This window comes from Pseudomonadota bacterium (assembly GCA_010028905.1).
Classification (GTDB): domain Bacteria; phylum Vulcanimicrobiota; class Xenobia; order RGZZ01; family RGZZ01; genus RGZZ01.
The window spans coordinates 1-3266 of record RGZZ01000525.1 but is presented as its reverse complement, the minus strand read 5'-3'; the positions used below and the strand labels follow the sequence as shown (position 1 = coordinate 3266).

General features: G+C 66.4%; 4 protein-coding genes. 3 read left to right on the top strand and 1 reads right to left on the bottom strand.

Annotated features, from left to right (window positions below):
* Positions 1 to 140 precede the first annotated feature (140 nt).
* The 3 genes from ribA to EB084_22290 all read left to right on the top strand — a co-directional run bounded on the left by ribA (position 141) and on the right by EB084_22290 (position 2656).
* The gene (gene ribA / locus EB084_22300) at positions 141 to 791 is read left to right on the top strand and encodes a GTP cyclohydrolase II (protein ID NDD30996.1); all 651 of its coding nucleotides are present in this window, start codon (positions 141 to 143) and stop codon (positions 789 to 791) included.
* Between the two features lie 112 nt (positions 792 to 903).
* Positions 904 to 2145 (top strand): hypothetical protein, encoded by a 1242-nt coding sequence (locus EB084_22295; protein ID NDD30995.1) that lies wholly within the window; start codon positions 904 to 906, stop codon positions 2143 to 2145.
* A gap of 43 nt (positions 2146 to 2188) precedes the next feature.
* On the top strand, positions 2189 to 2656 hold the full coding sequence (locus EB084_22290; protein NDD30994.1) for a hypothetical protein: 468 nt from the start codon (positions 2189 to 2191) through the stop codon (positions 2654 to 2656).
* 77 nt (positions 2657 to 2733) lie between these two features.
* Here EB084_22290 and EB084_22285 read toward each other — a convergent pair whose 3' ends face one another.
* Positions 2734 to 3213: a peptidylprolyl isomerase gene (locus EB084_22285; GenBank protein ID NDD30993.1), complete on the bottom strand. Its 480-nt coding sequence runs from the start codon at positions 3211 to 3213 to the stop codon at positions 2734 to 2736.
* Between the last annotated feature and the right edge of the window lie 53 nt (positions 3214 to 3266).

Sequence of the window (3266 nt, the reverse complement as noted above, 5' to 3'; positions counted from 1 at the left end):
GATGCCGCGAAAGCGGCTTGACCGACTCTGGAGCTCGAGGGGCCGTTGTGCGAAGCACGCTGGCAGAAGGGGAAGGGCCTCGGCGTCTGGAACCTGCGCCTTCGCGCGACTTGTGAGCGCACCTGTGACCGAGGAGTTTCATGCATCGCCACCGTGGCAATACCCTCCGCGATGTGCAGTCGATGGCCCAGGCCCGCGTCCCCACCGAGCATGGTGAATTTCGCGTCTGCCTGTACCAGGCCGACGACGACAAGGAGCACCTGGCCATCGTCTGCGGTGACGTGGCCGAGGGCGAGGGCGTGCTCACGCGCATCCACTCGGAGTGCTTCACCGGTGACGTTCTCCGCTCGCTGCGCTGCGACTGCGGCGAACAGCTGCAGCGCGCGCTGCGCATGATCGCGCAGGCGGGGCGCGGCGTCGTCGTGTACCTGCGCCAGGAGGGCCGTGGCATCGGGCTTCTCAACAAGCTGCGCGCGTACTGCCTGCAAGACGAGGGGTACGACACGGTCGACGCCAACCTGCACCTCGGCTTCGCCGCCGATTCTCGCGAGTACAAGATCGCCGCGTCGATCTTGCGCGACCTCGAGGTGCGCTCGGTCGACCTCATCACCAACAACCCCCGCAAGATCGACGGCCTGGCCGAGGGCGAGGTGCAGGTGCGCCGTCGCGTCGCCCTCGAGGTTCCCCCGAACGCAGAGAACCTTCGCTACCTCGGCACCAAGGTGACCCGTCTCGATCACCTCTTGAGCGTCGAGGCGGCTGCCACCCCGCGCGAGAGTGACCCGACCTAGGGTTTGAATCACCCCAGATTTTTTTCAGGTGCGCCTGCTATCCTCATGCTGCGCCAGACCCGCCGGACTGTTCACATAGCAGACCTGTGAAGAGCGAGCCGCGTCAGGTAGCATGAACACATGGCACCGCACCTTCGAGAAGATCGGGGAGGCGCGTGTCGAGGGAGATGGCGACGTGATCAACGGCACCCTGGTGAGACCCTACATCGACACCAGCACAATGGGCCCTGGAACCATCCAGCCTGCGCCTCTGCCTGATCCTGGCCCGCTCGACAGCCGGCGCGAGACCGCCGTAGACACCCTCATCGGCAAGGTGAGCGATCCTGTTCGCAAGCGCATGCAGTGCATCTTGCAGCCGTTCCCCACGGGCACCCTCGAAGCGCTCTCGAAGAACGGGGTGGCGTTCCAGATCACGAAGCAGCCCAGCGCGGCGCAGCAGGCCATGTCGAAGGGTGGCCTGCAGATGCTCGGCGGCTACAATCCGCTCAGCAAGAAGATCCAGTTCATGGAATCGACCCTGCTCAGCGATCTCGGCCCCCACACCGTGGTGCACGAGCTCTGCCACGCCGTCGACCACATGCGCGGCGAGCGGGGCAGCGTGACGGCGCGCATCCCCGGGCTCAAGATCGTCCAGATGCTGAAAGGCACGGCCCTGGAGTCGGGTCGCGACAAGGAGATCCGCACCCTCTACCACGAGTACCAGGCCCGCGCCAACGTCGAAGATGTCGACGTGATGCGCCGCGAGCTCATCATCGCCAACGACATGAACAAGTCGCTGCCCGCGCAGATGTCCATCGTCTCTGACTTCGATCACTGGGGCCTGCGCCCGGTGAGGTACGAGCGCAAGGACGGCCTGGAGATCTTCTCCATCGAGCCCGCCGTGGCGTCGAAGAAGTCGGCCACGAGGAAGCTCGCGGTCACCGCCGCCATCGCGGCGGGGGGCTGCGCCCTCTCGTCGGTGCTGGGTCCGGTGCCCGCGGTCATCGGTGGCCTCGTCTTTGGCGTTACGGCCCTGGGCCACGTGCGCCAGATGCTGGCGGCTCGCTCGGCGCAGAAGACCGAGGTCGAGGTCGAGATGATGAAGGGCGCCAAGGCCCACGTGGTGCAGCAGGACGAGCGCGCCGTGGTCACCGTGCCCGAGGGCGCGCGCTCGTACACTGGAGAGACCTGGTCTGACTACGCCCACCGTGGCAACATGGGCCAGGAGAATCGCGGCGCCGCCGAATATGTTGCCGAGGCCTACTCGACCTACCTCGAGGGGGGCGACAAGGCGCAGCGCTTCCTCGACAACGATCCGAAGATGTACCACTTCGTCGAGCAGCGCCTGCGCGACGAGTTCAAGAGACACCCGTGAGCCCGCGCAAGGCCGCGCGCTCGCAGAGAGAAGGCAGACCCGCATGAAAATCCCGCATCTCGGCCTCCACCTTCCCGGTCACGGGCAGAAGCCCACGCGTGAGATCGATGCCAGCCAGATCGAGGGGGCGTCTGCCGGGACTTCCCAGGACGCGGCTGCCGCGGGCGATCCCACCTCGGGCACCGAGGCGCAAGCGTCGCCCACTGCCGATCAGGTTCTGGCCACAGACCCCGCCGCCGCACCGCCCATTCAATTCCGCGTCGACAACAGCGGTCCACACCCCCGCATCATCATCCCGCACGGTGAGCCTCACAACCCCCGTCCCGTGACCAGCTCGCACAAGGCGAACATGTTCGTGGGCGGCACCATCGCCGGGGGCATCGGGGGCGGCTACATCGCCATGCTGCTGCTCTCGGCCAGCCCCGTGGCCGCCGTGTCGGTGGCCGTGGGCAGCGCGCTGCTGGGCGGGCTGGCCGGCTACTTCGCGGCCTCTCCGCAGCAGAAGGCCTGACGGTTTTCGAGCGCACGAAAAAAAAGGAGCCGCGAGGCTCCTCTTTCATTCACACCCGAGCCATTGACGGCCGGATGCTACGCGCGGGCGCGCTCTCTGACCTTGGGTTCTGGCGCGGAGCCGGAGAGCACCTTCACCTCTTCCATCTTGTCGCCCTGGCGAATGGCATCGACCACGTCGAGCCCCTCGATGACCTTGCCGAACACGGTGTGCTTGTTGTCGAGGTGACCCTGGGGGCTGTGGCAGATGAAGAACTGCGAGCCACCGGTGTTGGGGCCGGCGTGGGCCATCGAGAGCGAGCCGCGCTGGTGCTTCGGCTTGCCGGGACCTACCTCGCAATCGATGGAGTAGCCGGGGTGTCCATCGCCGCGGCCGTTGGGGCACCCGCCCTGGATGACGAAATCGCTGATGACGCGGTGGAAGGTGAGCCCGTTGTAGAAGCCCTTGTTGATGAGGCTCATGAAGCTGGCGACGGTGTTGGGCGCGTCGGTCTGGAACAGCTCGAGCTTCATGGTGCCCTTGTTGGTCTTCATCTCGACGGTGGGATTCTCGGCCATGGCAGTCTCCTTCGTGTGCTGGCGTCTTGCGCGGCGGGGGCGGCGGGGGCCGC